The organism is Photorhabdus antumapuensis (assembly GCF_020387775.1).
Taxonomy (GTDB): Bacteria; Pseudomonadota; Gammaproteobacteria; order Enterobacterales; family Enterobacteriaceae; genus Photorhabdus; species Photorhabdus antumapuensis.
The window spans coordinates 69,420-93,621 of the sequence record NZ_JAHZMK010000053.1 but is presented as its reverse complement, the minus strand read 5'-3'; the positions used below and the strand labels follow the sequence as shown (position 1 = coordinate 93,621).

23 protein-coding genes and 1 pseudogene are annotated in these 24,202 nt (G+C 43.1%); 16 read left to right on the top strand and 8 right to left on the bottom strand.

Annotation, left to right across the window (positions count from 1 at the left end; genetic code table 11):
* Window positions 1-553 precede the first annotated feature (553 nt).
* A complete protein-coding gene (locus tag KZ793_RS19745) occupies window positions 554-2,008 on the bottom strand; it encodes a carbon starvation CstA family protein (RefSeq protein ID WP_225816876.1) in 1,455 nt (484 codons plus the stop codon).
* 156 nt (window positions 2,009-2,164) lie between these two features.
* On the opposite strand from KZ793_RS19745, the gene yihX reads away from it, so the two are divergent.
* From yihX to fabY, 3 genes are all read left to right on the top strand, one after another.
* Window positions 2,165-2,791, top strand: a complete 627-nt coding sequence (gene yihX / locus KZ793_RS19740; RefSeq protein WP_225816875.1) for a glucose-1-phosphatase — start codon at window positions 2,165-2,167, stop codon at window positions 2,789-2,791.
* 44 nt (window positions 2,792-2,835) lie between these two features.
* Window positions 2,836-3,273: a D-aminoacyl-tRNA deacylase gene (dtd, locus tag KZ793_RS19735; protein WP_225816874.1), complete on the top strand. Its 438-nt coding sequence runs from the start codon at window positions 2,836-2,838 to the stop codon at window positions 3,271-3,273.
* Window positions 3,274-3,345: 72 nt separating this feature from the next.
* Complete coding sequence (gene fabY, locus KZ793_RS19730) at window positions 3,346-4,263, top strand: fatty acid biosynthesis protein FabY (protein WP_225816873.1); 918 nt, start codon at window positions 3,346-3,348, stop codon at window positions 4,261-4,263.
* 44 nt (window positions 4,264-4,307) lie between these two features.
* Here the strand turns inward: fabY and KZ793_RS19725 are convergent, their stop codons facing one another.
* Window positions 4,308-4,652, bottom strand: coding sequence for an NUDIX domain-containing protein (locus KZ793_RS19725; RefSeq protein ID WP_225816872.1), 345 nt, complete (start codon window positions 4,650-4,652; stop codon window positions 4,308-4,310).
* 171 nt (window positions 4,653-4,823) lie between these two features.
* Entirely contained in the window at window positions 4,824-6,530 is a 1,707-nt protein-coding gene (locus tag KZ793_RS19720; protein WP_225816871.1) for an AsmA family protein, read from the bottom strand.
* Window positions 6,531-7,086: 556 nt separating this feature from the next.
* Between KZ793_RS19720 and KZ793_RS19715 the strand changes: the two genes are divergently transcribed.
* Window positions 7,087-8,640 (top strand): 4-hydroxyphenylacetate 3-hydroxylase family protein, encoded by a 1,554-nt coding sequence (locus KZ793_RS19715; protein WP_397443643.1) that lies wholly within the window; start codon window positions 7,087-7,089, stop codon window positions 8,638-8,640.
* Window positions 8,641-8,727: 87 nt separating this feature from the next.
* Here KZ793_RS19715 and KZ793_RS19710 read toward each other — a convergent pair whose 3' ends face one another.
* Window positions 8,728-10,113, bottom strand: a complete 1,386-nt coding sequence (locus tag KZ793_RS19710) for a uracil-xanthine permease family protein (protein WP_225816870.1) — start codon at window positions 10,111-10,113, stop codon at window positions 8,728-8,730.
* Between the two features lie 242 nt (window positions 10,114-10,355).
* Between KZ793_RS19710 and gltS the strand changes: the two genes are divergently transcribed.
* The 4 genes from gltS (at window position 10,356) to KZ793_RS19690 (ending at window position 13,132) form a co-directional block, all read left to right on the top strand.
* Window positions 10,356-11,564: a sodium/glutamate symporter gene (gene gltS / locus KZ793_RS19705; RefSeq protein WP_225816869.1), complete on the top strand. Its 1,209-nt coding sequence runs from the start codon at window positions 10,356-10,358 to the stop codon at window positions 11,562-11,564.
* 105 nt (window positions 11,565-11,669) lie between these two features.
* Window positions 11,670-12,425: a Fic family protein gene (locus KZ793_RS19700; RefSeq protein ID WP_225816868.1), complete on the top strand. Its 756-nt coding sequence runs from the start codon at window positions 11,670-11,672 to the stop codon at window positions 12,423-12,425.
* 172 nt (window positions 12,426-12,597) lie between these two features.
* Window positions 12,598-12,852: a type II toxin-antitoxin system RelB/DinJ family antitoxin gene (locus KZ793_RS19695; protein WP_118985207.1), complete on the top strand. Its 255-nt coding sequence runs from the start codon at window positions 12,598-12,600 to the stop codon at window positions 12,850-12,852.
* Window positions 12,842-13,132, top strand: a complete 291-nt coding sequence (locus KZ793_RS19690) for a type II toxin-antitoxin system RelE family toxin (RefSeq protein WP_133814458.1) — start codon at window positions 12,842-12,844, stop codon at window positions 13,130-13,132. The genes KZ793_RS19695 and KZ793_RS19690 overlap by 11 nt, the downstream gene beginning before the upstream one ends.
* 12 nt (window positions 13,133-13,144) lie before the next feature.
* Here the strand turns inward: KZ793_RS19690 and KZ793_RS19685 are convergent.
* The 4 genes and pseudogenes from KZ793_RS19685 to recG form a co-directional block, all read right to left on the bottom strand.
* Window positions 13,145-13,282 (bottom strand): annotated as a pseudogene (locus KZ793_RS19685) (ISAs1 family transposase); the annotation flags it as partial.
* An 855-nt stretch (window positions 13,283-14,137) separates the two neighbouring features.
* Window positions 14,138-14,398, bottom strand: coding sequence for a hypothetical protein (locus tag KZ793_RS19680; RefSeq protein ID WP_152963283.1), 261 nt, complete (start codon window positions 14,396-14,398; stop codon window positions 14,138-14,140).
* A gap of 96 nt (window positions 14,399-14,494) precedes the next feature.
* Window positions 14,495-14,773, bottom strand: a complete 279-nt coding sequence (locus KZ793_RS19675; protein WP_225816867.1) for a hypothetical protein — start codon at window positions 14,771-14,773, stop codon at window positions 14,495-14,497.
* Between the two features lie 601 nt (window positions 14,774-15,374).
* Window positions 15,375-17,456, bottom strand: coding sequence for an ATP-dependent DNA helicase RecG (gene recG, locus KZ793_RS19670; RefSeq protein WP_225816866.1), 2,082 nt, complete (start codon window positions 17,454-17,456; stop codon window positions 15,375-15,377).
* Window positions 17,457-17,897: 441 nt separating this feature from the next.
* On the opposite strand from recG, the gene KZ793_RS19665 reads away from it, so the two are divergent.
* The 8 genes from KZ793_RS19665 (at window position 17,898) to KZ793_RS19630 (ending at window position 24,162) form a co-directional block, all read left to right on the top strand.
* Entirely contained in the window at window positions 17,898-18,464 is a 567-nt protein-coding gene (locus KZ793_RS19665) for a tyrosine-type DNA invertase (RefSeq protein ID WP_036846205.1), read from the top strand.
* 352 nt (window positions 18,465-18,816) lie between these two features.
* A complete protein-coding gene (locus KZ793_RS19660; RefSeq protein ID WP_225816865.1) occupies window positions 18,817-19,536 on the top strand; it encodes a fimbrial protein in 720 nt (239 codons plus the stop codon).
* A gap of 124 nt (window positions 19,537-19,660) precedes the next feature.
* Window positions 19,661-20,401 carry a fimbrial biogenesis chaperone gene (locus tag KZ793_RS19655; RefSeq protein ID WP_225816864.1) on the top strand — a complete coding sequence of 247 codons (741 nt, stop codon included), beginning with the start codon at window positions 19,661-19,663 and terminating at the stop codon, window positions 20,399-20,401.
* Entirely contained in the window at window positions 20,385-21,032 is a 648-nt protein-coding gene (locus KZ793_RS19650; RefSeq protein ID WP_225816863.1) for a fimbrial protein, read from the top strand. Before KZ793_RS19655 ends, KZ793_RS19650 begins: the two co-directional genes overlap by 17 nt.
* Before the next feature lie 70 nt (window positions 21,033-21,102).
* On the top strand, window positions 21,103-21,792 hold the full coding sequence (locus KZ793_RS19645) for a fimbrial protein (protein WP_225816862.1): 690 nt from the start codon (window positions 21,103-21,105) through the stop codon (window positions 21,790-21,792).
* A 42-nt stretch (window positions 21,793-21,834) separates the two neighbouring features.
* Entirely contained in the window at window positions 21,835-22,572 is a 738-nt protein-coding gene (locus KZ793_RS19640; RefSeq protein ID WP_225816861.1) for a fimbrial protein, read from the top strand.
* A gap of 12 nt (window positions 22,573-22,584) precedes the next feature.
* Window positions 22,585-23,328: a fimbrial biogenesis chaperone gene (locus KZ793_RS19635; RefSeq protein WP_225816860.1), complete on the top strand. Its 744-nt coding sequence runs from the start codon at window positions 22,585-22,587 to the stop codon at window positions 23,326-23,328.
* Between the two features lie 51 nt (window positions 23,329-23,379).
* Entirely contained in the window at window positions 23,380-24,162 is a 783-nt protein-coding gene (locus KZ793_RS19630; RefSeq protein WP_225816859.1) for a fimbrial biogenesis chaperone, read from the top strand.
* Window positions 24,163-24,202 lie beyond the last annotated feature (40 nt).

Sequence of the window (24,202 nt, the reverse complement as noted above, 5' to 3'; positions counted from 1 at the left end):
GTACAAACCTACATTTATTAAAGCAAAGTTTTAGTATTCGAATGGTGTATGATTTAATACACTATTCATAGTGTGCTGCTAATAACAATTGTAGTCAATCTTGTTTATGTCTGCCACTATTCAGCAGGATCAACGTGATTATCATTTGGCAAGAGTTTCAATGAGTTGTTTTTTATTTAATAGTTAAGCAGGAAACGATTAAAAACGACAAATTGTATCTTTGCCTGGAAACTTCCCAGTGTAACGACTATTCGTCGGTTTGCTTTTAAATGGCCTAATCTATCCAATTTTCTGCAATTAACCCTCTACCCGGATGAATTCTTTTTCATTGTTTGTCACTATAATGGGCCGTGAGCTTCTGGCATAACTTGCAATATGTAGACACTAATTGTTCTGGCCGTAACGCTTAAATTATCAATATCCATGTGGTATCTCGCCTGATATTTGCAGGAGGAATAAATGTTTCTTACCACGGTAAAGGAGGTCGTCAATTAAAACCCCTCAACTTTTTATTGTGAGGGGCTGTTGTGATATTTAATCTCTGCTTGGGTTTTTACTCATTTAATGCTTCGGCTTTTATATTATCGGAAGCTGATTGGGAGCGGACTTTTGCAAAGAAAGCAATGGTGACAACCGCCATTGCTGCCAGGCCGATAACAACAGAGATGTTCCAGTTTAGCGCAAAACCTTCTGGTGCAAATGCCATATAGGTGAAACACACCGCGGTCATAAACATGGCTGGCAGGGTGGTAATCCAATGGAATTTATTACGGCGCAGCAGCCATGCGGAAGCCGCCCATAACATGACCATTGCTGTGGTTTGGTTCGCCCAACCGAAATAACGCCAGATAATATTGAAGTCAGTTTTGGTAATCAGATAACCGACAATAAACATTGGCACACTTAATAGCAGGCGTTTAGCCATTTGCTGCTGAGGAATATTCAAGAATTCAGCAATAATCAGCCGGGCAGAACGGAATGCGGTATCGCCAGAAGTAATTGGCAAAATCACCACACCGAGGATTGCCAGAATACCGCCGACAGTCCCTAACAGAGAGGTGGACACTTCGTGAACAACCAGAGAGGCCGTGCCTTGATCAATCACGGCCTGTAATGCGTTAGTATCTTCATAGAAGCTCAGGCCCAATGTACACCAGATTAGCGCGATAATACCTTCACCAATCATTGCACCGTAGAAAACGAAACGGCCATTTTTTTCATTTTGCATACAACGTGCCATCAGCGGAGACTGAGTAGCGTGGAAACCAGAAATAGCACCACAGGCAATCGTGACAAACAGCAATGGCCAGACAGGCAGATCTTTCGGGTTAAAGTTAGTGGTGAAATCCAACCCTTGTGAATAGAAAGGCTTATCGCTCATTGCTAAACCGACCATTAGCGCGACAGACATAAACAGCAGCAATGCACCAAACAGTGGGTAAAGGCGACCGATGATTTTATCAATAGGCACTAGCGTTGCGAGAATATAGTAAGCAAAGATAACACCGACCCAGATAGCAATGTTATCCCAACCCATTGCCTCTTTCAGCAAGTTATTCAGCAAGCCGGCTGGACTCAAAACAAAGACGACTCCAACTAGCATCAGCAGAATAACAGCAAATATATTCATGAAATGCTTCATGGTTTTGCCCAGTTCGTTACCAACGATAACGGGCACGGATGCACCGCGGGCACGCACACTGAGCATACCGGAGAAGTAATCGTGTACTGCGCCGGCAAAGATACAGCCGAATACAATCCACAGCATGGCAAGCGGGCCATAGAGGGCACCAAGGATCGGACCAAAAATAGGACCAACGCCGGCAATATTCAGTAACTGAATTAACCAAACTTTTGGGGTGGACATAGCAACGTAATCAACACCATCAGCCATAGAAAGCGCGGGGGTTTTTCTTTCTGGTCGAATAGTGAATATCTTTTCGACAATTTTGCCATATATGAAATATCCAGCCAGAAGAAGGCCGATACAGAGGAGGAACCACAACATAAATATAACACCTTACTCGACTTTTTTAATCTGGATGCTACTTTATCGTTTCGTAAGAAAAATACCGTGAAGTGATTCGCTTTTTACTTGTCTGTACTGTTTTCTAATTGAAAATACGATTAGAGTAAAAAGTTATTAATTAGCCAGGGGGTAATTATGTTATATATCTTCGATATGGGTAATGTGATTATTGAGATTGATTTTAAAAGAGTTTTAGCGGTATGGAGTAATTTGAGCGGTACACCTCTTGCGATTTTGACTAAAAGTTTCTCTATGGGAGAAACGTTTGAAAAACATGAGCGTGGTCAAATTACTGATCTGGAATTCGCTGATACTTTATGTCAGGAAATGAATATTTCACTCAGTTTTGAGCAGTTTGCTGCTGGATGGCATGCTATCTTTATTAATATTCGGCCTGAAGTCATTCAGATAATGAAGAAATTACGTGAGGCGGGACACCGGGTTGTTGTGTTATCCAACACAAACCGTTTGCACCTGGATTACTGGCCACATAATTATCCGGAGATTGCTGCATCCGCTGATTACCTCTATTTGTCGCAGGATTTGGCAATGCGTAAACCTGAACCTGATATTTTCAAATATGTGCTTGAGACAGAAGGTTTTTCACCGGATCAGGCGGTGTTCTTTGACGATGTGCTGGAAAATGTGGAAGCAGCCAGGGCGTTAGGGATCAATAGCGTTCATGTTGTTGATAGGCAGACAGTGCCAGATTATTTCGAAGCAATCGGTTTTTCTGAACAAAATGAGGGATTGAACGGATAATAGAGGATAGTGTGCTGATGCTACTATTTGAGTAAAGGAAAAATATGATCGCGTTAATCCAGCGGGTAACACAGGCAAATGTTGTTGTTAAGAACGAAGTGGTTGGGGAAATTGGCCACGGCCTGCTGGTATTGCTAGGTGTTGAGAAAGGTGATGATCAACAGAAGGCAAAACGGTTGTGTGAGAGGGTGATAGGGTATCGGATATTCAGTGATGAACAGGACAAAATGAACTTGAACGTCCAACAAATCGGAGGCAGTTTGTTGGTAGTCTCCCAGTTTACACTGGCTGCTGATACTCAAAAGGGCATGCGACCCAGCTTTTCTGGTGGCGCTGCCCCAGATAAGGCCGATGAATTATATCGCTATTTTGTTGAACAATGCCGCCAAAGTGGTGTAAAAACAGAAATCGGGCGGTTTGCTGCCGATATGAAAGTCAGCCTGACAAACGATGGGCCAGTCACTTTCTGGTTGCAGGTCTAGCAACCAAAAATAGCCAGTAGAACGCAACCATCCCCGATTAAACATCATGAGCAAAAGAAAGGGGCAGTTTCTATGTATCATCTGCGAGTACCTGAAACAGAACAAGAACTGGAAGCATATTACCGATTTCGTTGGGAAATGTTGCGGAAACCACTGCATCAGCCTGTAGGCTCTGAGAAAGATGGTTACGACACTACGGCTCATCACCAGATGGTGGTGGATGAGAAAGGGAACCCGGTGGCAGTAGGGCGTTTATATATCAATGCGGATAGTGAGGGGGCAATCCGCTTTCTGGCAGTTCATCCCAACGTGCAAGGCAGAGGGTTGGGAAAATTAATCGCAATGGCCCTGGAATCTGTTGCCCGTCAGGAGGGTGTTAAACGGGTAGTATGCAGTGCTCGTGAACATGCAGTGGCGTTTTTCAGTAAACTGGGGTTTGAAAACCGTGGGCCGATTACTAGCCCGCAAACGACACCCGTTCGCCATTTTCTGATGATAAAGCCGGTTGCAACACTTGATGATATTCTTCACCGGCCAGATTGGTGCAACGAACTGCAACAGGCTTGGTACAAACATATTCCCCTCAGTGAAAAAATGGGGGTACGCATTTCTCAATATACCGGTCAGAGCTTTATTACCACCATGCCGGAAGCCGGGAATCAAAATCCTCATCAAACTATCTTTGCCGGCAGTCTGTTTTCTCTGGCAACCCTGACCGGTTGGGGATTGATCTGGTTGTTGCTACAGGAGCGTCAATTGGGTGGTGATATCATTCTGGCTGATGCCGATATCCGTTACAAAAAACCGGTTGTTGGCAGGCCAAAATCTGTTGCGGATCTTAAAAATATGAGCGGCGATTTGGCTCGTTTGGCACAAGGCAGTAAAGCAAGAGTGAAATTGGATGTGATTGTCAGCGGTGATCAGGGCGTCGGTGCGGTATTTACTGGCACCTATATGGTATTGCCAAATGCTTATACGGCCATCGCTTAGATTTCATTTCACAGTGGCATTAAATATGCCACTGGGGGTATTTTTCATATATATTGGGTATGTTCAGGCGAAAGTTTAATTTCACCTGTGCATGTGACATTAAAATTTACCTGGAGGCATTGAGTCTCCTTAATAGAATATTCCACCGCGCTGAGAAAACCAATAACATCATTAAGAAACAGCCCGGTCTCCTCTTCTATTTCACGAGATAGTGCTTGTAATAGATTTTCTCCGCCAGAAGGCATTTCCCAGAGATTTGGTGGGAATTCATCAGGAGCTCGTTGTAAGAACAGAATATTGCCGTTTTGGTCTCTGATGATGCCATCGACAACAATACGGTCATAATTTTGTAGCTTGTTTTCAATAGATTCAGGCAGTATACACATCATTTTTTGTACCTTGTCACAACTTCAATGGGTAAAATTTAATTACATTTTTAACGTATCGATATTAATACGGTTTTTCGGCTGATACTGATCGGATATTTTATTAATGGATTGAAATAGAAAATAACGATTATAAAGTTGAATCGGGCACATAATGTACCCGAACATTCATTACTATAACTTAACAACCGGACAGGTTTCACAGTTTGGTGTGGATATTTGCCCCTTATCGATGGTTTGAGTTTCGCTGCCTGATTGTTTATCAGTGGCTGTCAATGTACCATCAATAGTACTTTTAATATCATCAGCAGCAAGATCTCCCTGTATTAACAGCGTGAAATTGCCTTTACCCTGTAATTTCAACGGCACCCACCGCCATTGAGGTAAAATCGCCAAATCTGCATCTATTCCCCGGAAATCTAAAGTGAATGGCTTCTGTACCTGTTGATCTACTGTGCCTTTTATTTTCAGTAATCCATCATCAACAGAGGCATCTAATTGGTCGAGGATCAGTTTATTTCCCTCTGTATGTAATTTAAGGTAAGGGCGACGTAATTCAACTTTGTTAAATGTTGCGCTGGTGGCACTTAGGTTCGAAGAGCCACGCCAGATCCCCCATTTCCCTTCTTTCAGTAACTCCATGTCATAGATATAACCACTGAGGGCGGTAAGCTGGAATGGAAAATCGGGGTTAATATCAATCAACAAGCTGTTGTTAATTGTCAGCTCGTTAATGGAAAATCCGGATATCCATTCAGGCAATGATTTTTTCAGCAACTGATGCCAGTTTTGTGGCAAGGTATAAGTTAAACCGGCAACTGTTGCATTGGTGATGTTGAATTGCTTTGTTTGGTGATTCCATTGACCTTTGACGTGAAATAATCCCTTTTCCCAACGGGAAGTGAGATTGGAAATAGTGAGTTCATTGCCGGCGATAAGAAGGTGACCAATAACATCGGTGAAATGAAGATCATTCAGCGTAGTATCCATGACGTTGAAATCAATGATGCCTTCTTTTGCCTGCCAGCTCCCGTTAGTCAAACCGACATTTTTTACTGAGACATCCAAATAGTTAGCAGACCAGTTTTTACCTTCCAGCTTGGCATTAGTGAGACTCAGATCTTTGATGCTGACGGCGGGTAATTTGTTCGTTTTTAGCAATAACTCTTCAAGTGTCATTGGCGTTTGCCAACGAATATTGCTGATAAGTAAATTATCCCACTGCCAGCGACCATCAGGCAGATGCTGCCCATTGCCTGATACCGAACCCTGTGCCAATGTTGCACCAAATGAACGGATAGTCAGCGTATTCTGCTGGTTATTTCCTCGCATAATGACTTTTTCAAGAGAAATATCATTGAGATTCAGTTTATCAGCGCTGAATTGAAATTCCCCATTCCCTGCTAACTTATTTGATTGTGGGTTCCAGGGGGTGATACCGCCGGTGATGTTTTGTCCTTGAATTTGCCAATCTGCATTTTCTGCCTGAATAGCCATCTGATTAAGTTGCAGAATATTGGTGCTAAAAGGCAAGGATTGTTGCTGGCCTTTGATTGTTAATTGGCCCTGTTGCAATAACAGACGATGAAAATGACGCGGGGAAGTGAGTTGCTGCCAGTTGAAATCGAATGCGACAACTTGAGCCGCTAAAATAAAAGTCTGTTGCTGATTGCTAATGACAATATTGGAAAGTGCCAGAGTACCTGGTTGTGACCAGTTATGTTCAATATTGCCGATTTGAACCTGATAACGGCTGTGATGACTCAGCCATTGACTAAGCTGATGTGCTCCCCAATTTGTCTGTACCACGACATAAACAGTGATTACTGCCAGTATTCCCAGTAATAACAGAGTAACCAGCGATTTTCCTAACCATCTCATCATCGGACTCCAATTTAATCGGTTTATAGTTTCCTTTTATGCCGTAATTTTCGTGTTCACTCAAGAGATGGTGGATAAAAGTTATGAGCGAGGCGAAATTATTATTTTTAACATTTGTATAATTTAACAATAAAAATATCAACAAGTCACTATATTAGTTGTTATTTCTAATAGTTTCAGGGTATGAAATGAAAAAATAATGAATTATTCGTTATCGTTTTATTCTATTAAAATAAACTTCAGAGATTAATCTTTGATTAATTATATTTTTGTTTTTTGTGCTAAGTTTTTATTAATAACTTGGCGTTTTTGTGTGAATTTGTTAATAATTATATTGTGTGATTAATATAATCATTAAATCTATATTTTATTGCATGACAATATAGCCAATGACATCCGAATGAATTAATGTATTAATGGATGGCTATAAATGGAATAATGATATTTTTTCGTCATTCCTTTCTATTCCTTTCTCAGTTTGATTGATGCTTGAAATAACACTGCATAGTTTATTTTCACCCATCTTCCGGCAAATAAATAATGTAAGGAATCTTCTATGTCAGAAAACATGAAACAAAAATCGTCGAATGAAGGTAATATCCGCACAACCCGCCCACTTAATGGAAAGGAATTTCTGGATGGGCTAAACGATGGTCGGGAAGTCTGGGCTTATGGTGAACGCATTAACGATGTTGTCAACCATCCTGCTTTTCAAAATCCGGCCCGAGCTGTTGCGAAACTCTACGACGCTTTGCACGATCCTGCTTATCGTGACGTATTGACCACGGCTACAGATACGGGTAGTTGTGGTGTAACACATCCTTTTTTCCGTATACCGCGCTCACAGCAGGATTTAATTGCTGATCGTGATGCTATTGCCGCGTGGGCTCGCATGAGTTATGGCTGGTTGGGTAGAAGCCCTGATTATAAGGCTTCGTTTCTTACCTCGCTCGGCGTAAAACCGGAAATTTATGGTGAGTTTGCTGATAATGCAAAAAACTGGTATATCCGTTCGCAGGAAAACGTGTATTACTGGAATCACTCGATTATTAATCCGCCAATAGATCGTCATTTATCACCTGATGAAATTGGGGATATTTGTATTCATGTTGAAAAAGAGTGTGATGATGGATTAATTGTCAGTGGCGCTAAAGTTGTTGCCACAGGATCGGCGATTAGTCACTACAACTTTATTGGTCATTACGGTTTACCAATAAAGAAACGGGAATTTGCGTTGGTCTTTACCTTGCCGATGAATACCCCAGGAGTGAAATTAATTTGTCGTCCTTCTTACGCAATGGCGGCTGATAAAATGGGCAGTCCTTTTGATTATCCGCTCTCGTCCCGATTTGATGAGAACGATACGATAATGATTCTGGATAAAGTGAAGGTTCCTTGGGAAAACATATTTATCTATGGAGATGTAGATAAAGTTTCGTTATTTTTTGCTGAATCGGGTTATTTTCATCGGGCGATGTTGCATGGTGTGACTCGACTGGCTGTTAAACTTGATTTTCTTTCTGGGTTGCTTATTAAGGGTGTTGAAGCTACGGGTACGAAGGATTTTCGTGGCGTACAAGCACGGGTTGGTGAAGTATTGTCATGGCGTAATATGTTTTGGGCTCTCAGTGATGCGATGGTTAAATCTCCGGAGCCTTGGAGTGGAGATGCCCTATTACCTCGGTACGAATATGGGATAGCTTATCGTTGGTTTATGACGTTGGGTTACCCGCGGGTAAAAGAAATTATTGAACAGGATCTGGGCAGTGCCTTGATTTATATTAACTCCCATGCCCGCGATTTTTCCAACCCGGAACTGTCTCCTTATCTTGATAAATACATGCGTGGCTCCAATGGTTACAGTGCGGTTGAGCGAGTCAAGCTTATGAAACTGATTTGGGACTCTATCGGTACGGAATTCGCGGGCAGGCATGAATTATACGAGCGCAATTATTCCGGCAACCATGAAGCTATTAGAATCGATGTGTTATTGGCTTCCCAAGCCACGGGCTTAGTGGATCAATTGAAAGGGTTTGCTGAGCAGTGTATGAGTGAATACGATCTGGATGGTTGGGTTGGTAACGATTTTATTTGGCCTTCCAACCGCTAGGAGATAAATCATCATCACGCGCGATGATGGAATATACGTGCGTGATGAATTGATTATGTGTAACCCGATATCAGATTTGTAGAAAGATTATTTCTCTTGGGGAAACACCAGATTAAGAGTGATGGCTGTCAGACCACCAGCAGCAATACCGGAAGAGAGTAAAGTTTTCAGCCAGTCAGGAGCGAACTGTAAAATTAGCGGTTGTTGAGCAACGCCCATACCAACCGCTAAAGAGAGCGCGATAATCATAATTGCCCGGCGGTTAAGTGCTTCTCTGGAAACGATACGGACACCAGACGCGGCGATCGTACCGAACATCACGATAGTGGCGCCTCCCAATACCGGTTCAGGGATCTGTTGTACAAATCCTGCTACCGCGGGAAACAGACCTAACAGGATTAGCATCAGCGCCACGGCATAACCCACATGACGGCTGGCAACACCGGTTAGCTGGATAACCCCGTTATTCTGTCCAAAACAGGAATTTGGGAAAGTATTGAATACGGCAGACAGCATAGAATTCAGGCCGTTAGCTAAAACCCCGCCTTTAATACGTTTCATGTATACAGGCCCGCTGACCGGTTGTTCAGAAACATCGGAAGTCGCGGTAATATCCCCGATAGTTTCCAGCGAAGTGACCATAAAAATCAGCATTAACGGAATAAGCAGATTCCAGTCAAAGGAAAGGCCGTAATAAAGTGGTGCAGGAATCGTCATCATCGAACGGTTTTCCTGTACGGTTGCTTGGGGCAGCATATCCATCAGCCAGGCGACAACATAACCGACTGCCATTGCAATCACCAGAGAAGCGACACGTAGATAAGGATTACGCTGGCGGGTCAGCAAAACAATCACCACTAACACAGCGCCTGCCAGAAACAAATTCTCTGGAGAACCAAAAGTGTGATTTTCGATAGCAGAGAATCCGCCACCAATAGAGGTCAACCCAACCTGAATAAGAGACAAACCGATAATCATCACTACAACGCCGGAAACCAGCGGAGTGATGATTCTCCGGGCTAGATGCAATACGCGGGATAACAGAATTTCTGTGATGGATGCCACCATTAGAGTGCCGAATAGCGCCGCCATCATGGTGGGAATGTCGGCACCGCCGTTTTTCAGTGCCAACCCGCTCATAATCAGTGGGGAAACAAAGTTAAAACTGGTCCCTTGAATGGAAAGCAAACCAGAACCGATTGGCCCCCAAGTTCGGATCTGAATCAATGATGCTAGTCCCGAAGCAAACAGAGACATACTGATAATCCGCTGTGTATCGTGAGCGGGCAGTCCGAGTGCTTGGCAGATTAAAATTGCTGGTGTGATGACAGCGACAAACATTGCCAGTAAATGTTGGCAGGCAGCAAACAACGTTTGTGGTAATGGTGGCCGATCTTCTAAGCGATAAATCAATTCACTAGCTGGTTTTTTAGGCGGTATTGTTGCGGCTTGTTCGGAGGATGAGGTGAACATGGTGTGAAATCCCGGACTGACAAAGAACGCATTTTAATGATCAGTCGTGTAAAAGCAATCGGTTGCGTAAAAATTCTGTCACTTGTCATGATTCGCTCTGGTCACATTTTTATATGTTTTAACTTGTGTTTGTTGCAGATTTTTTTTCTAATCCAGCGTTGCCTGCTTTTGGCGTTCTCTAAAGGATGAGTATAACGTCGTAATAACTTACATAATTTTAACAATATAGCTGGGGTACATAGATGTATCATCTTGATGTTTATGGCACGCTTGTTGCGTCCGCATTAGTGCTATTACTTGGGCGTAAACTTGTACAATCAGTTCCATTTCTTGAAAAATACACCATTCCTGAACCAGTCGCGGGTGGCTTGTTAGTTGCTTTGAGTCTTTTAGTACTTAAGCAAACGACTGGCTGGGAAATCAGTTTTGATTTATCTCTTAAAGACCCTTTGATGTTAACTTTTTTCGCCACTATCGGCCTGAATGCGAATATTGCCAGCCTGAAAGCGGGAGGTAAGGTACTTTTCACGTTTGTTTTCGTCGTCGTTGGCCTATTGTTGGTTCAGAACACAGTAGGTATTGCGTTGGCTGAACTGCTGGGTCTAGACCCATTAATGGGCTTGCTGGCGGGTTCTATTACGCTGTCGGGTGGTCACGGTACTGGTGCTGCTTGGGGTAAACTGTTTATTGAGCGTTATGGCTTTGAAAATGCAACAGAAGTGGCAATGGCCTGTGCGACTTTTGGCTTAGTACTGGGTGGTTTGATTGGTGGTCCGGTTGCTCGTTTTCTGGTGAGAAATACCAAAACCCCAGGCTTGAGGTCAGATGATACGGAAGTGCCAACGGCATTTGAAAAACCTTATACCGGTCGGATGATCACAGCATTGGTCATGTTGGAAACGATCGCTTTGATCGCTATCTGTCTGATGGCAGGTAATTTTGTGTCTGAGCTTATGCAAGGGACATGGTTTGAATTACCGACATTCGTCTGTGTGTTATTTATCGGGGTTATCCTCAGTAACAGTCTGTCGGTGTTAGGTTTTTACCGGGTATTTGACCGGGCGGTGTCTGTACTGGGTAACGTGAGTCTTTCCCTGTTCCTGGCAATGGCATTAATGAGCCTGAAATTGTGGCAGATGGCATCGCTGGCATTACCTATGCTGGTCATTCTCACCATCCAGGCCATCGTCATGGCGTTGTACGCAATTTTTGTTACCTATCGTGTGATGGGTAAAAACTACGATGCAGCGGTTCTTGCTGCGGGCCATTGTGGTTTTGGCTTGGGGGCGACACCGACAGCCATTGCGAACATGCAGGCGATTACCGATCGCTTCGGTCCCTCTCATGTGGCATTTCTGGTGGTGCCGATGGTAGGTGCGTTCTTTATCGATATCGTTAACGCGATTGTGATTAAGCTTTATCTACTGTTGCCAATATTCCCAGCAGTGTAGGGGGATTAGAAAGATACTGCGCCAGCTATTCAGTTGGTGCAGTATTGTCGTTGTGTTTCGCTTATAGTTCCGTACATTCAAAATCGTAAAATAGGATGAGCAACGATGAAGCTTTTCAACGCTCTGGGGTTTCGTTGGGACCGGTCTGCGGTTCCTCTTATTGTTCCGATTCATTCTATTGAACGGGTATGTTTCCGTTTTCACCGGATGCTACCAGAGTTCGTTTGGGATGCCAGCGTGCTTGAAGGTAATCCTTTTACTTTCCCAGAAGTGAAGACATTATTGGACGGTGTAACCGTCGGTGGTAGGAAGGTTTCCGACCAGGAACAAGTCCTGAATCTCGCAGAAAGTTCCAAACGACTGTTATTTATGGTGAAAAAAGGTCAATTTGAGTTGACCAAAGCTACATTCACTGAACTTCACAGCATAGTTGCCCGCAACGAAGCCTTGGAATGGGGGCAGTTCCGTGGAGAAGGGCAAGAGGAGAATTACACTCCAGATGTCAGTTTGGGTGAGTATGGTCGGCCTACTGTACCCGGCGCGCCAGAATTGAACCATGTTTTTCAAGAAGGTGTTGCCTCACTGGATGAGTGTCAGCCTTTCGAAAAGGGGGTTGCATTCTTCCTTTTCGGTGCGCTACAGCAATTCTTCTTTGATGGTAACAAACGCACTTCACGTTTCATGATGAACGGTATCTTGATGTCAAATGGCATAGATGCTATCAGCGTGCCTGCGGCGAAAATACATGAGTTCAACGAAAAGATGGTGCGCTTCTACCTGAGCAAAGATGCTACTGAAATGATGGCGTTTCTTGTGGATTGTCATCCGGATAAAGTGGCAAATCCCGGTTTTTTTAAATGATTATCGAATGGTCTCTGGTATGAGCCCATGGTGGGATTCCACTTTGTTTACCCTGCCATGTGTAATTCATTTACCAACGATTCTATACTCCACTTATAGCAAAAAATTTTTATTGCATTACAAATGTCATGCAATAGAATGTAATACAAATGTCATTACAGGAGATAACGTTATGAGTACTATTCAGATCAGAGTTGATGAAGAACTTAAAAAAAGTGCGTATCAGACATTTGAGAAACTGAACTTATCGCCATCCGATGCGCTGCGTCTTTTTCTGCGCTATGTTGTAGAGAATGAAAAGCTGCCGTTCGCTGAAGTTTCCGTTATGGTGGCAGATCATGATGAAGATGCAGACATCTTAGCAGTGGTACGTGACCGCCTTAAAAATCCCGCTAGACGTATCAGGGTAAACCTTGATGATATTTAATATCGACTTCGACGAACGAGCCCTGAAAGAGTGGTACAAACTGGATCAGAGCATACGCGACCAGTTTAAAAAGAAGCTACGGAAGTTACAGAACAATCCCTATATTGAGTCAGCCAGATTACACGGTGATCTGGCTGGCTGCTTTAAAATTAAGCTCCGCTCTTCAGGCTTTCGTCTGGTTTATCAAGTGATAGAAGAAGAGATCGTAATATGGGTGATCGCTGTTGGTAAACGGGAAGATGCGAAAACTTATGAGATAGCTTGTAAACGAATTGTATAATAAATATACCGCAATGAAATTGCTCCAACGCTGGGTGATAAGATTGAGGGTTTCTGTCTGACAATGCAGAGCATCCAGCGTGATGATATTCCAATAAAGTAAAAGTAATTCAATGAGTTGTCTGGTTTCTGGCTCTTCTTTACCTTTGCTTTACGATAAAAAAGTCATTTTGTTTTTATCGTCATCCGCTTACTTTCGCCTTTACCGATGAGGAGTGTCTCAACAACATAAGTGAGCGTCAATTTACCCGCGCCATTCGGTTCTGCAATGATTATCAGTTAGCCTCCGAGAAACCTTGTCATTCAGGACTAAAGCGTATGGTGAATATGATTAGTTAATCTATTAAGTATTATTTTGTTATTTCAGGCCATTAACCAATGGTTGAGAAAAATATAATAATTTAACCTATCGATTACTCATTTGAAATCTCATCACTCCCGCTCTCTACGAAATAGTTTTGAATGTAAGTCCTAAAAAAACCAAAATAACTCACTTTTTTATAAACAGAATAGAACAGATATCACAGTAAACACCTTAGTGATTTTTATTTTTTGCTTTACAGTTAATACTTAGTAGATTAATTTACATGTTTATGTATTAATGAAAATAGCCATAAAGATGTACATCCCCCCTAAACGCTGTGGTTCAAGCCTCATAATTTTAATTTTTACTCTTTATCGATAAAAATAATCTGAAATCAACTACCAAAAAATCAACTTAGTATTAACCTAAAGTTATCAGCCGATGAATTTTTTCTATTATTTTATTCATCAAATGTTGGGATTAAACACCTATTTTGGAAACACTGTCAGCGGAAGCTGATAAAGCAACTGATTAATCATAAATAGGCTGGAAATATCTTTATCAGTGAAGCAGAGAAACAAGCATTAGGGGAGAAAGTAGCAAACCGTTGAATACAAATAGTACAGGAATGGAGATTCCATTCCTGATTATGGTGATTTAATTTTGTCTAACACTCAATTAAATCAGATGACAAATTCTCATTTATTTCTCTAAATGAGATATATTAGTTCCGCTATCTTGTACATGATCATCAAAAATAATAATAAAACTGTTCTGCGAAGCAGAATATGATTTTTCAATACCTCGCTGTATTACTGAAAATATAAAACCATGCGTATCGGATAGATCCCACACCTTTACATCTTCACAATCAAGATCTAAATATTCCTCTCTACCTTCCTCTCCACATTTATTAACCGAAACTTTAACCGGTTCAGTTGAGAGATTTTTAACATAAATCATAAATCCTCCACTATATCAATAATAAATACTTTCATTTAATTCAATGACATAAGGGCAGCAATTAAATTAATAAAACTAGTGCAATAATAAAATTTTTTAGACAGATGGTATAGAATATAAAGAAGAGATATCTCTACCGTTATTTACAACTGAACTATCATAAATAATTATGTAGCCATTTGATTTTATTGAATACAACAGTGTGACACTATCCTTACGTGCTACTGCCATTAAAAAACCGCGCCCATCTGATCTATCCCATTGAGCCACCTCTCCTGTATTAATTTCAATATATTCGTCATTACCTTCTTCACTACTCCATTTACTAATTGCAACTTTAACCACTTTCTCTGAAAGACTTTTGACATAAATCATATTAAACTCTCCATTATATCAACGTAGATTTATTTAGCTCTAATTTAAAAACACCCTAATATGTACCATAATGAAATTAAGTATAGATAAAAAAACCAAAACAAAATTAATATTTGTGTGACCTCCATCAAAGTTCTATACTTAGAAGAGAAAATATTTAAAATTACATTCATTGGGTTAATGGAAACATTTACTATCTAAACTTAGTAATTCAATATTGCATTGTTGTAAATATAATAATTGTCATTAATATATATTAATGACAATTTCCTATCATAGATTTATATCTATTCCCGTTTTAACCTTCGAGCATAACGTTGCGCTAATACCGCACACACCATCAACTGAATTTGATAAAAAGTTGCTTATTATGTGAATCTACCAACCATTTATATTTTTTGGGGATGTTTTTTAACGCTGGTGTTAATTTAGGAATAATTGTAATTATATTTTTCATTCCTTTGGAAATAATACATTGCCAATTAAACGGAATAATTACAAGAAAGCTCTGTAGCAGAGCATCTTAATTATGGGATAAAACCAGATATCCGTATTTTTGGCGGCGTTGAGAAACGACAAGTCCGCGCCGACATATTCTCAATCACGCATTACCATAATGTGTCCGTTCCGGTAACCAGCGTTCAATCAGGGCACGAGCATGTTCTGGATAGTGTTGGTGAATATGCCGGGCAATGCGCTGCACTTCTGGCAACATACCTTGATCTCGCAACAAATCAGCAACCTTAAATTCGGCATTCCCCGTTTGACGTGTTCCTAGTAGCTCCCCGGGACCACGAATTTCCAGATCTTTTTGCGCGATAACAAAACCATCATTACTGTCTCTAAGTACTTGCAGGCGTATTCTGGCGGTACTGCTTAAGGGAGTTTTGTAAAGTAAAACACAATGAGAAGCGATAGCCCCACGGCCAACTCGTCCACGTAATTGATGAAGTTGCGCCAATCCAAGTCGTTCTGGATTATCAATAACCATCAAACTGGCATTCGGCACATCCACACCAACTTCGATAACCGTCGTGGCAACCAGAAGCTGTAGCTCTCCACGTTTGAAAGCCTCCATCACTTCCAGCTTTTCTGCGGCTTTCATTCGGCCATGTACCAACCCAACTTTTAATTCTGGCAAGGCGAGCGTTAATTCTTCACTGGTGACTTGCGCAGCCTGAGCTTCCAGCACATCAGAATCTTCAATCAGCGTACAGACCCAATAGGCTTGTCTGTTTTCATCAAGGCAGGCGTTTCTGATCCGTTTGATCACCTCTTCACGGCGTGTATCCGGGATCGCAACCGTTGTGACCGGCGTTCTCCCCGGTGGCAGCTCATCAATAATAGAAGTATCGAGATCGGCATAAGCAGTCATCGCTAAGGTACGGGGAATAGGTGTCGCAGTCATGATCAACTGGTGAGGATGAAAACCCTGTTCACGTCCTTTTTCCCATAAAGCCAGACGTTGATGAACACCAAACCGATGTTGCTCATCAATAATCACCAGCGCCAGACCGGAAAACTTCACCTGTTCTTGAAACATGGCATGTGTACCAACAATCATGGCGACCTGCCCGCTGGCAATGGCTTCTTGTTGTTTCTGACGAGCTTTCCCCTTTTGCTTACCCGCCAGCCAGCCGATCTGAATCCCCAAAGGTTCCAGCCATTGCCGGAATGTATTTGCATGCTGCTCTGCCAGCAATTCAGTCGGTGCCATCAGGGCAACCTGTTTGCCATGCGCAATAACCCGCAACGCAGCCAGCGCGGCAACCAGCGTTTTTCCTGAACCCACATCTCCCTGAATCAATCGCATCATCGGAACATCTTTTGCCAGATCTTGCTCAATTTCCGCTACAACCCGTTGTTGCGCGTTAGTTGGCGTAAATGGCAGACGGTTGAGGAATTGCTGTTTTAACTCGTTTTCAGCCGGTAGCGACTGAGCGTGATGGCGTTGTGCGCCCGCTCTGACGTCTAACATACTCAAATGGTGAGCCAAAAGCTCTTCTAGGATCAGGCGACGATGAGCCGGGTGTTTGCCTGTTTCCAGCTCTGCTAGCGCAATATCTGGCGGTGGGCGGTGCAGGGTATGCAATGCTTGTGGCAAACTGATGATAGAACGGTTTAACGCTTCCGGCAGGAGTTCATTAATAGCACAGGTATCAAGCAATGCCAGTGCCTGATCAATCAGTTTACGAAGTGCCGCCTGACGAATACCTTCTGTTGTCGGGTAAATAGGGGTTAATGTTTCTTGGAGATGCACATTCCCGCCATAATTCTGAATCTTATACTCAGGATGGATAATTTCCGCGCCATGAATACCTTTTTTGATTTCACCGTAAGCAACAACCTGTTTCCCTTTTGCCAGATTACTTTTCATTGCTGCGGTGAAGTTAAAAAAACGCAGTGTGAGCACACCGGTACCATCACTGATTTGGCAGGTCATCATCCGGCGGCGGCCAAAAATAACATTGGTATGGAGGATTTCACCGGTGATTGTGGCATGGATACCCGGTAAAAGATCATTAATCGTATAAAGGCGTGTTTGGTCTTCATAACGAAGAGGGAAGTGCAGCAGCAGATCCTGCAAATTAATCAGCCCCATTTTTGCCAGTTTAGCTGCTTGACTTGCCCCGACGCCATGCAGGGAAGTCAAAGGGATGGTATCAAGCAGTTGGCCTTTCATACGATTTTTTTCTCCATTGATTGTGTGGCAGTCCATCATGTTTTACCGGGCAGGATCGGGCATGGTTTATCACCCATAATAATATAGACGGGTTTAACGTAATCAACGTAATCTTCCCCCTAATAACGGGTTGAAAATTATACTGATACACCGCGTTAATCTCCTGTAACAGTCAAGATCATATACTCTTATATATCAACCAAATTCAACAGCGTGATCTCCTTTCGATGAAAAAATAATCAAAAAAAGGTGTTTAAATTCTACCTCTCATCTGTATAACCCTCTGTAGCCCCGGTGAACAACATGCCATTTGGGCAAATTAATGGTGTGTATTTTATCCTCAGGTTTTATCTGTTCTTGGTTTGTGTCTCGGAATTGAGGGCGGGTCTGTCAGGGGATAATAGCTGGGTTGTGCTATCAATATATTTGGGAGAAATAATCATGGGCCAAAGAAAATATCTGACGCAGTCAGAAGTGGAAAGCCTGTTGGAAATGGCGAAAGTCGGCGCTAATCCAGAGCGGAACTACTGTTTGGTGTACATGAGTTTTATCCACGGCTTTCGCGTCAGCGAAGCCAGACATTTACGGTTATCTGATATGGAATTGAAAGAGCGATGCCTGTATATCCGGCGGCTAAAAGGAGGATTTTGCACTAACCATCCTCTGTTGCTCCGTGAGGTCCGGGCGATTAAGGCATGGCTCAAAGTGCGCAAAACTTTCTTGGGGGCAGAGAGTGATTGGTTGTTCTTGTCACGTTCTGGGAAGCCGCTTACGCGTCAGCGGATTTACCAGATTATTAGTCGATTAGGGCAATTGGCGAATATTGCTGTCGTTTCGCATCCGCATATGTTGCGCCATGCCTGTGGTTTTGCCCTTGCAGACCGGGGAGTGGATACCCGGCTGATACAAGATTACCTTGGACATAAAAACATTCGGCACACTGTACGTTATACAGCGAGTAATGCTGAACGTTTTCAAGGAGTTTGGGGTGTGAAAGGTAAGCGTTGATCGTTACATTTAGGACCATTTTGACAATCAAGATAGACTTGCCATAGAACTATACTGAAAATTTTCTAATAAAAAAAGATACAAAATTGTATATCTTTGTAAAGCATTATGTATCTACCCCAGACGAACAAAAATAACTCAACTTGTCTACTTTTAACGCGCGCAAATCCCAATCTCTCAGGTCCCTTGCTTGAAATTGTTGATCTTATTTTTCGGACTCAACAATAAAATATCCTTAAATTTTGACGATTGTCGTTAAGTTGTTTCGATAATGCTGGGTTTTCATACAAAAATATCACAGTCTATCTTGATTGTCAAAATGGTCCTAAGTGACAAATTTATGTACAGCTAAATGTTGCTGTTTATCAGCAAATGGCATGTAAAGTTAAGTATGATTTTTGTTCGATACTTAAATAAGGTTAATCAAATGAAAAAGATATTGAAGATAAGCGTCGTGGCGGCGTTGGTTTTAGGAGTAGTTTCGGCAGCTTCGGCAGATTCGGCAGGTGGGCCTGTGACGCCGACGCCGAAGGCGGGGCAGGTGAAGAAGAATGCCTTAGTAACAATTTCAGGTTCGGTTGTGGCTGCGACATGTGATGTAAGCAGCTCTAGTGCAGACGCGAAAGTGGATTTGGGGAACGTTTCGAGAGCAGCATTTAAGAAGGGGAGTCCTGTTGCTAATCAAATAGGCATCGGATCGTATGTTTCTGATTTCTCTAAACCAATTACTATCTCTCTTAGTAACTGTGATGACGATAATACCGATGCAAACAAAGTTAAACTGCATGTGACAGGGTCAGTGGTGGGCGGATCGAATAACGCCATCTTTAATCATAATGAAAAAGCTAAGAATGTAGGTGCACTACTAACTTATAAGGATGGTTCTGACACGAAAATAGTTGTCAATGATGGCGATGTCCTTCTGAAAGGCGGGGCTGCTTCGGGGGCCAAGGGCAAGGACTTCGATGGTTATTCCGTAACATTCACTGCGCATATGGCATCAACAATTGCTGAGCCAGAATCAGGTCAGGATATTTACGCTCCAATCACCTTCTCCTATGCATATAACTAAGTTTATGTTGTTTCAGCCTGAGGGGTGCTTCCTCAGGCTCTTTCGATAAAAAGTCTTAGATGATTGATGATGCCTTTTATTAGGCAACTACTGGCTGGTTGAGCCAAGATATGAGAAATAAAAGATGATCAGTAAACTCCGACTTCCCAACATCATAGTAAAAAGTCTTGTATTTGCCGCGTTTTTGTTCGCGTCACAGAGTCAGGCTGAAGGCGGATTTGGCATCGATGCTACACGCGTTATTTTTCCACAGGATAAAGCTGAAGCAACAGTCTCGGTGCGCAATACGACAACTAATATCCCTTATCTGGTGACAACTAAAATCACCAGCACCGTTGATGGTAAGGGTAAAACACCGTTTTTCGTCTCACCGCCTTTATTTCGTCTCGATCCTAAAGGAAATAATGTCCTGCGCATCTTAGGTGATACCAGCAAATTGCCAACCGACCGGGAGAGTGTCTTTTATTTTACTGCTTCCGCTATTCCCAGAAGTAACCCTCTGGGCCAGCGCTTTGAAAGCGCTAAGATTTCGGGTGGGCTGGTCTATGCCATCGGTAATACCATCAAACTATTTTATCGGCCAACGGGATTGGTGGGTACACCAGAGCTGGCATACAAAGCGCTGCGCTTTACCCATGCCCCCGGGGGCGTTCAAGTCAGCAACAATTCGCCTTATCACATCAGTTTTACGCAGATCAAAGTTGATGGGATTCCCGTGACGTTTTCCGCGAATCATCCACAAATGCTGGCACCTTTCAGTACCCACGTTTATCCCGCTCAGAATAGTCAGAATAAAAAGAAAGTGGAATGGGCGGTGATCAACGATCTCGGTGGAGGAGATAACTTCGATGGCACAATCCAATAAAACCGGTATCTCAATGGTCCTGTATGTACGCAGGTACCTGAGTTACATCGGTATGGCGGGGGTTTTGTGGCTTTTTTCTGGTCCTTTGTGGGCGGGAAAGTGTGGCAAAAACTGCGATATAGCCACATTCAAGGCAGAAATCACCCAAGGGACGTGTGATATCACTCTTATTGGAAGCAGCAATAATATCGAACTTGGCACTGTGCAATTTAGCGATGTAGTGTCAGGGCAAGTCAATAGAGAAGCTAAGCTGGAGCTAGGAAATTGCACGAGTGTGGTAAATAAAAACAGTCTTGTTCCCACGATAACGGTTACCGGAAATCATGACGGCACTTCTGATAAGACGTTGTTTCGTAACAGTAATAAAGAAGGAAGCCAAGTTTCAACGGCAATGGGCATCACTGTGAAATTGAAGAAGTTTGGTGATAAGGATTGGTCTTCGAAGGTAAGTGACGGTGATCCGTTTAAGTTGGCTAATCCAGGCACGATTATAAGCGATCTGTCTCCTCCGGTGGTTGTGCCGGTAAATTTTTCTCTGGTATGTGCGCCAGCCGCTGGGCAGACGATAGCAGACTGCAAAAAGGCAGGAAAAATCAGCGCAACGATGACATTTACGTTTGATTATCGTTGATGTTATCGGCGTTACAGGACGTTACGTCCGCGAAATAGCGGTGAGAAAGTAAGCTTGAGGTGAACACGAAATGGCAAGGCGAGAAAAACATAGGTTGGATGACCAGCCGACTTTTCTGACTAAGGGCGGATACTCAATGTTGTGTATTGTGATGCGCCGTTTCTGTTGGGGGGTCATATTGGCTTTACCGTTTCTGGCCGGTGGTGTCATGGCTAAGGGCCCCATGGGTACGCAAACGAATGGGGTGAGTGTGACTTTTAACGCTGATATTTATCCTGATCCTTGTGGTGTAGATATTGGCTCCGGTGGCGATAGTCATATGGACGGTTCAACGTTGGATTTTGGCTCACTACCTGCGGCAAAGTTTAAGAATCCAGGGGATATATTAGATCCTCAGACATTTGTGCTGAAGTTAACCGATTGTGGCGATCCAAGCGTGCTCGGTGTTCAACCTAATATTACTGTAGTGGGTAACACCATCGATGGTACAAGCACGGTGTTTCGTGATCCTGGCTCTGATGATTCTCCTGGTGGAACCTCTAAGGGACTGGGGTTTGTTTTTGCCGTGGGTGATCAGCAGGAAATAGAGCAGGAAGACAACTGGTTAATGAATAATGTTCCCACTATTTTAAGCGATGATATTGAGGTGGCAAGTGGTGTGAGTATTCCTATGACGGTGGCGATTACACGTAAAGGCAGTGAGGGTATCCAGCCTGGCTCGCTGGTTGCGAAAGTCAGATTTATATTCACTTATCCATGAGGGGTAATTCATCACGGATGGTCAGAATAGGATGGAGGTTAAATGAAAACCAGAAATAAAAATCTTATAAACAGTGGCTTAATGACATATAACAGCCGGGCAAAATATCTGCTACTTATTATGATATTGATGGGATGGGCAGGAGGTTGTGTGTCGTTTCCGGTGCAGGCGGAAACGATTTCTTTTAAGGGCACTATTATACCTAAGACTTGCGAGTTGAGTGTCAACGGGCAATCGAAGCCTCGTGATTCTGATGGGGGGATAAACAATAGCTATAACGTGACGTTTGATGGTGTTCAGGCCGGTGAACTCAAAAATAACAAATATGTGGAAAGTTCTGGGCAAGAGCTGAAATTGCGATTGAGTGATTGTGATCCACTAGCCGAAAACCAAAGGCCACCAGTTTTATACATATGGGGTGATGTCCCTGATGCTGGCACCAACACGGATGGAAAACTTTTTATGTCTAGTCGCACATCGGTCGTTAACTCCACTAAAGGGGTAGGGGTTAGGTTGCGCGACGATACTCTCGGTGCCAATCAGTTTGTCGATGCAAGGCCGCAGGGGAACCCGTATAGGATTGATCTATCTATCCCTACTGATAAAGATGGTAAGCGGTATCTGAATGGAGTGGAGAGGACGTTTACGGCGTATATAGGGGGTGTAGGTGGCGCGGGTATAGGTAATCAAGCAGAGTGTAATAATGATAGTAAAAACATGCATGTATTGTGCGGAGGATCAATGGCGCTCGCAATACATTTTGAGTTTGCGTATCAGTGATAGTGGAAGAGTATGAACATAAAAATGATGGTCGTAGTCATGCTCGGGTTATGGGTAATGATAGTGTCACCGGCGCATGCCGGTCTGGTACTGGGGAAGACACGTATCATTTATCATCAAAGTGACCGGGTGCAAAACATCTCGTTACAGAACTCAGGTAGTGATGTGTATTTGATACAGGCTGCTGTGACCCCATGGGGTAGCTCTACTAGCCATTCATCGGTGTTTATTGTATTGCCCCCGTTGTTTCGTATAGAGGGTAATAGCTCGAATGTAATGCGTATTATACGTACCGGTGGCGATTTCCCGACTGATCGTGAATCTCTGTATAGTTTTCGCATCAACGCAATTCCTGCGAGAGGAATGCCTACCGGTGAGGGTGAGGCCAATAAGCAACAGGAGGGGGTTGCTGCATCTCTGTCTATCTCACTGGGTATGAATATTAAATTTATTTATCGGCCAGATGGCTTGTCAGTGACACCGAAGCAGGCGTATGCCCGGCTGACGTTTACACGAACGGGTAATACCGTTGTGGTCACCAATCCGACACCGTATTACCAGACATTTGCCCAGTTGAAACTGGATGGTGAGAAGGTGGATTTGAACAAAAACCCATCAATGCTGGCACCTTTTGATCAGGCAACTTTTTCCTTGACAGGTTTAGCAGGTAATTCTGGTGGCAAGGTGACATGGTCAATGATAACTGATGCTGGAGGGGTAAGTGAACTACAGAGTGGCACGTTGCACACTCATTGAGCAACGTTTTCAGGAATAAAAGAACATCACATGGTAGGGCGTAATACGCAAATGAAGCAAATAGTTACGGCTGTATTGAACGTTCTGGCAATGATATCACTTTTGCTTGCATTGCCACTGAGGGCGGAAGAAAAGAGCCTGGAAGGGGTATATATGGATGACATGCGTGTGATCTACCCTGAGTCATCCAGAAATGGTGTTATTTCGACTTTCAGTAATAACAGTAGTAACAACTATCTCATTCAGTCAATGGTGCGGGAACTGGACTCAAAGACTGGGTTACCGATAGCGGTTAACGCACCATTTCTGGTGATTCCGCCTCTGGCTAAGGTAAATGCACATAGCAGGCAGGTACTGAAAATCCTGCGTACTGGTGGAGATTTTCCAAGAGATCGGGAATCGGCGTTCTTTCTGAATGTGCGTCTGTTGCCTTCTGAGAAGCCATTGTCAGTGTCCACAGAAAATGGTATTGGCCGGGTGAAAATAGTGATGGTCCTGATGATAAAGATGTTTTATCGCCCTGAAGGATTGCCAAAAGAAGGGGTGACTGGTGCGGTAAAACAATTACGGGTGTCGGTCAAAAAGGATACGGTAACGCTGAGTAACCTATCACCATTTTGGATAACGTTGCAGACTTTGCATGTCAATGCGTTTGCTGTACCGGATAAGGACTTGTTTAAGATGGTGCCGCCATTTGGTCAGCAGAGCTGGTCGCTGCCAACGGGCAACGTGTCGCTTGGCAGTAAGGTTACGGTATCGTGGCGAGCTATCAATGAGTTCGGATTGAATACCGATGAAGAGAGCAAGTCCATTGTCGTATCTGGTAGCGAATAGCAGGTACCAAGATAGATATAAGCAATGGATCTTTTATTAA

Excerpts from the sequence above, each read along its gene's own strand:
- KZ793_RS19745 (WP_225816876.1), bottom strand. The coding sequence starts at position 2,008 with ATGTTGTGGTTCCTCCTCTGTATCGGCCTTCTTCTGGCTGGATATTTC.
- yihX (WP_225816875.1), top strand. The coding sequence starts at position 2,165 with ATGTTATATATCTTCGATATGGGTAATGTGATTATTGAGATTGATTTT.
- dtd (WP_225816874.1), top strand. The coding sequence starts at position 2,836 with ATGATCGCGTTAATCCAGCGGGTAACACAGGCAAATGTTGTTGTTAAG.
- fabY (WP_225816873.1), top strand. The coding sequence starts at position 3,346 with ATGTATCATCTGCGAGTACCTGAAACAGAACAAGAACTGGAAGCATAT.
- KZ793_RS19725 (WP_225816872.1), bottom strand. The coding sequence starts at position 4,652 with ATGATGTGTATACTGCCTGAATCTATTGAAAACAAGCTACAAAATTAT.
- KZ793_RS19720 (WP_225816871.1), bottom strand. The coding sequence starts at position 6,530 with ATGAGATGGTTAGGAAAATCGCTGGTTACTCTGTTATTACTGGGAATA.
- KZ793_RS19715 (WP_397443643.1), top strand. The coding sequence starts at position 7,087 with ATGTCAGAAAACATGAAACAAAAATCGTCGAATGAAGGTAATATCCGC.
- KZ793_RS19710 (WP_225816870.1), bottom strand. The coding sequence starts at position 10,113 with ATGTTCACCTCATCCTCCGAACAAGCCGCAACAATACCGCCTAAAAAA.
- gltS (WP_225816869.1), top strand. The coding sequence starts at position 10,356 with ATGTATCATCTTGATGTTTATGGCACGCTTGTTGCGTCCGCATTAGTG.
- KZ793_RS19700 (WP_225816868.1), top strand. The coding sequence starts at position 11,670 with ATGAAGCTTTTCAACGCTCTGGGGTTTCGTTGGGACCGGTCTGCGGTT.
- KZ793_RS19695 (WP_118985207.1), top strand. The coding sequence starts at position 12,598 with ATGAGTACTATTCAGATCAGAGTTGATGAAGAACTTAAAAAAAGTGCG.
- KZ793_RS19690 (WP_133814458.1), top strand. The coding sequence starts at position 12,842 with ATGATATTTAATATCGACTTCGACGAACGAGCCCTGAAAGAGTGGTAC.
- KZ793_RS19680 (WP_152963283.1), bottom strand. The coding sequence starts at position 14,398 with ATGATTTATGTTAAAAATCTCTCAACTGAACCGGTTAAAGTTTCGGTT.
- KZ793_RS19675 (WP_225816867.1), bottom strand. The coding sequence starts at position 14,773 with ATGATTTATGTCAAAAGTCTTTCAGAGAAAGTGGTTAAAGTTGCAATT.
- recG (WP_225816866.1), bottom strand. The coding sequence starts at position 17,456 with ATGAAAGGCCAACTGCTTGATACCATCCCTTTGACTTCCCTGCATGGC.
- KZ793_RS19665 (WP_036846205.1), top strand. The coding sequence starts at position 17,898 with ATGGGCCAAAGAAAATATCTGACGCAGTCAGAAGTGGAAAGCCTGTTG.
- KZ793_RS19660 (WP_225816865.1), top strand. The coding sequence starts at position 18,817 with ATGTTGCTGTTTATCAGCAAATGGCATGTAAAGTTAAGTATGATTTTT.
- KZ793_RS19655 (WP_225816864.1), top strand. The coding sequence starts at position 19,661 with ATGATCAGTAAACTCCGACTTCCCAACATCATAGTAAAAAGTCTTGTA.
- KZ793_RS19650 (WP_225816863.1), top strand. The coding sequence starts at position 20,385 with ATGGCACAATCCAATAAAACCGGTATCTCAATGGTCCTGTATGTACGC.
- KZ793_RS19645 (WP_225816862.1), top strand. The coding sequence starts at position 21,103 with ATGGCAAGGCGAGAAAAACATAGGTTGGATGACCAGCCGACTTTTCTG.
- KZ793_RS19640 (WP_225816861.1), top strand. The coding sequence starts at position 21,835 with ATGAAAACCAGAAATAAAAATCTTATAAACAGTGGCTTAATGACATAT.
- KZ793_RS19635 (WP_225816860.1), top strand. The coding sequence starts at position 22,585 with ATGAACATAAAAATGATGGTCGTAGTCATGCTCGGGTTATGGGTAATG.
- KZ793_RS19630 (WP_225816859.1), top strand. The coding sequence starts at position 23,380 with ATGAAGCAAATAGTTACGGCTGTATTGAACGTTCTGGCAATGATATCA.